3 protein-coding genes are annotated in these 3,563 nt (G+C 71.8%); 2 read left to right on the top strand and 1 reads right to left on the bottom strand.

The annotated features are described in order from the left end of the window. A partial coding sequence (locus AN218_RS30395) for a peptidoglycan-binding domain-containing protein (RefSeq protein WP_070020250.1) occupies nucleotides 1-323 on the top strand: 323 nt, incomplete at its 5' end. A 136-nt stretch (nucleotides 324-459) separates the two neighbouring features. Here the strand turns inward: AN218_RS30395 and AN218_RS30390 are convergent. Beyond that, on the bottom strand, nucleotides 460-2,064 hold the full coding sequence (locus AN218_RS30390; RefSeq protein ID WP_070020249.1) for an FG-GAP repeat protein: 1,605 nt from the start codon (nucleotides 2,062-2,064) through the stop codon (nucleotides 460-462). A 315-nt stretch (nucleotides 2,065-2,379) separates the two neighbouring features. Here AN218_RS30390 and sph point away from each other — a divergent pair, with 315 nt between their 5' ends. Then, the gene (gene sph / locus AN218_RS30385; RefSeq protein WP_079132758.1) at nucleotides 2,380-3,462 is read left to right on the top strand and encodes a sphingomyelin phosphodiesterase; all 1,083 of its coding nucleotides are present in this window, start codon (nucleotides 2,380-2,382) and stop codon (nucleotides 3,460-3,462) included. The last annotated feature ends 101 nt before the right edge of the window (nucleotides 3,463-3,563 follow it).

Here is a 3,563-nt window from a genome sequence, read left to right as displayed (position 1 = left end):
CCGGCACCGCCGCCGCGGCGGCCCCGACGGGAGCGGCGAGCGGCTCCGCCGTGCGCCCCGCCGCGGACCCCTGCCACCACAGCGGCGCACGTCCCACCCTGCGGCAGGGCGACACCGGGCCCGCCGTGAAGCAGGCCCAGTGCTATCTGCTGCACACCCTGATCATCGACGACATCATCGAGGTCGACGGCGACTTCGACGCCGAAACCGCCCTGCGCGTACGGCAGTTCCAGAGCTGTACGGGGCTGCCGGTCAACGGTGTGGTCGGCGCGGAGACCTGGTCGGTGTTCGAGGAGTACGTCTCTTCCGGCCGCGTCTGCTGACGGCGGCCGGAGGAACACCCTCCGGACAGCCCTCGGCCCCCGGACCTCCAACGGATCCGGAGGCCGAGGGTCAAGGGCCAGGGGGCGTTGGGCCGGAGGCCGGTCCGTACGGCCGACCGTCCGTACGCCCTCACCCTCAGTACGGCGGATACAGCGACGTGCCCTGCTCGTTCGCGAAGGAGTTGCCGAATGTGGCGCCGGCGGCCGGGGTGCCCAGGTCGACCGGGTTGAAGGCGAGCGAGCCCGTCGCGGTGAGGCCGTTCGCCGTGCCGCGCAGCGACCAGACGGCGCCCGTACCGTTCTCCTCCGGTGCGGCCACGGCCAGTTCGGCCTTGCCGTCCTTCGTCACGTCGAGCAGACGCACCGCGCCGCCGAAGCGGTCCCCGGCCTCGGCCACCCCCGGAATCCCCGCGGTGTCCTGGTGGAACGCCTGCGCCCCGGTGCCGCTGAGCCCGCCCGAGCGGCCCTTGAGCAGCACCACCGCGCCCGCCGCGGCCTTCTTGCCGATGGCCTCGAACGGGACGCCCGCCGCGAGGTCCGCGTAGCCGTCGCCGTTGACGTCGGCCGCGTCGAGCCGGGCGCCGAACTGGTCGCCCTTCTCGCTGACTCCGGGAACGCCCGCGGTGTTCTGCGTGATCGTCGTCGTACGGGTGGAGCTGGGCCCGTCGGCCGTCCCGTAGTAGATCTTGACGGTGCCCGGGTCGTACGGAAGGTCCTCCGTGATGCCGCCGGGGACCGTACGCGTCGCCAGGTCGCCCTTGCCGTCCTTGTCGAAGTCGCCGACGACGGCGGTGTCCGCCGAACTGAGCTGCTTGGCCTCGGTGGACAGGCCCGAGGAGGTGCCCCGCCAGAAGCGGCCGCCCTCCGAGTGGTTCTGGTAGACGTAGAACGTCATCAGGTCGTCGATGCCGTCGCCGGTGACGTCGCCCGCCACGACGGTGTGGATGTCGTTGTCCGTGGTGAACATGTCGATGCGCTGCTCGCCCGCGTCCTCGCCGCCGCGCGTGAACGGGCCGGAGAGCACCGAGCGTTGCTCCCAGTCGTCGCCGTGCTCCATGAACAGGTCGGTGTCGCCGTCCCCGTCGAAGTCGCCGGCCGTCAGATTGGCGCCGACGGCCCAGCCGCTGGAGCCCGCGGGCGCCTCGATCGTCGCCGCGCCCTGGCCGCTGATCCCGCCCGTACGGCCCCAGAGCACGGTCACCGTGCCGTAGCTGTCGGTGGCGTCGACGCGTTCGCCGGAGGAGCGCACCGCGAGGTCGGTCAGACCGTCGCCGTCGAGGTCGCGGGCGACGAGCTTGGCGCCGAAGTAGTCGTCGGCCTCGGCCGTGCCGGGCACGCCCGCGCTGTTCTGGTCGAGGTACGTGCTGGAGTCGGGGTCGAGTCCCGAGGCGGAGCCGTAGGTGACGACGACGTACCCGGCGCGTGCCTTGCCGGCGACGGTGGCGTTCGGGGCGGCCGTGGCCACGTCCTGGAAGCCGTCGCCGTTGAAGTCCTCCCGTACGGAGGCCCGTTCGGAGGCCCGTTGGGCGCTCTTGGCCGAACTCCCGGCGGCCGGCGCCGCGTTGGCGGACCGTCCGGCGGCGTCCGCGTGTGCGGCCGCGGCGTCGCTGCTCGTGGCCGTGCTCGTATTCGTACTCGCCCTCGTGGCTGTGGCGGTGCCGCCGTCGGCCGCCGCGGCCGACCCCCCGGTGAGCGCGGCGGCAAGGCCGACCGCGGTGACGCACAACGTGCGAATGCGCATTACCCCTCCATCTCCCCCCGAGGCGCCCCATGGCGCCGGTACGCATGTGAGACGCGCGATGCGTACGAATAGTTGCACCGGGATTCTTCTGCGCGTAACCCGACAGACAGTTGGAAAGGGGACGTTGCGGGGCCGGGTGGTACGGAGGGGTACGGGGTGGTGCGCGGTGGGTGCGGGCGGGCCCGCCGGATCGCCGCCTCCGTCGCCGACTCGGGCCGCACAGGCGGATTTTGGCGTGCGGGGACGGTTACCGAAATCAAGCCCGCTTGCTTGGATGTGCCCGTACGGATCCCTCACCCCCCACGGGAGACGAACATGCCACCCTCAGCATCAGCCGTCCCCACACCGGCTCCCACGCCGGCTTCCGCGTACGACTCCGGGCCGCCGCCCCGCGGGCCGCGAAGACTACGCCGCGCCAAGGCGGTCGCCGTCGTAGCGGCGCTCGCGGCCACGGCGTTCGCCGCGACGGGCTCCTCCGCGAGCGCGGCGCCGGGAGAGCACCCGGGAGCCAGGGGAGCGGCGGCCGATCCCCCCGCCCTCACGGTGCTCACCTACAACACGTTCCTCTTCAACAAGCTCATCTATCCCAACTGGGGCCAGGACCACCGCGGGGACGCGATCCCCGACGCGGACTTCTTCCAGGGCAACGACGTCGTCGTCCTCCAGGAGGCGTTCGAGAACTCCGTCTCCGACAAGCTCCAGGAGAAGGCCGCCGACCGGTATCCGCACCAGACGCCCGTACTCGGCCGCAGCAAGGACGGCTGGGACGCGACCGGCGGCTCGTGGTCGGACATCGCACCCGAGGACGGCGGCGTGACGATCCTCAGCAAGTGGCCGATCGTGCACAAGGAACAGTTCGTCTACGACCACGGCTGCGGCGCCGACTACCTCTCCAACAAGGGCTTCGTCTACGCCGTACTCGATGTGAACGGCACCAAGGTGCACGTCGTCGGCACCCATGTGCAGGCGGGCGACTCGGCCTGCGGTGACGGCGAGGCGCGCAAGACGCGGGCCGAGCAGTTCCGCGCGATCGACTCCTTCCTGGACGAGAAGAAGATCCCCGCGGACGAAGAGGTCATGGTCGCGGGCGACTTCAACACCGACTCGCGCGGCGACGAGTACGCGGACATGCTCGCCAACGCCGACCTCGCACCCGCGGACGCCCGTACCGGGCACCCCTACTCCTCGGACAACCAGGACAACTCGATCGCCCACGGGCGCGACCCCGACGGCGGCCGGTCCGACCTGGACTACGTGCTGCACCGCAACGGCCATGCGCGACCTGCCGGTTGGCAGAACGAGGTGATCAAGGAGGAGTGCGCGCCCTGGACGACCTCCGAGGGGACGTTCACGAACCTCTCCGACCACTACCCGGTGGTCGCCGGGCCCGCCTCGTAAGCCACGTACCTCTCGTACGCGACGCAGTCCTCGTCACCCTCGTACGCCGCGCGGTCCTCGTCAGCGGGACGCGGCGCGGCGGGGCCCAGGCGCCCGGGGCC

Origin of the sequence: Streptomyces nanshensis (genome assembly GCF_001751255.1) — a bacterium.
In the GTDB taxonomy this organism is placed as follows: Bacteria; Actinomycetota; Actinomycetes; order Streptomycetales; family Streptomycetaceae; genus Streptomyces; species Streptomyces nanshensis_A.
Note: the sequence above shows the minus strand (reverse complement) of the source record. Positions and strands in the feature narration are given on the sequence as shown.

Excerpts from the sequence above, each read along its gene's own strand:
- AN218_RS30390 (WP_070020249.1), bottom strand. The coding sequence starts at position 2,064 with ATGCGCATTCGCACGTTGTGCGTCACCGCGGTCGGCCTTGCCGCCGCG.
- sph (WP_079132758.1), top strand. The coding sequence starts at position 2,380 with ATGCCACCCTCAGCATCAGCCGTCCCCACACCGGCTCCCACGCCGGCT.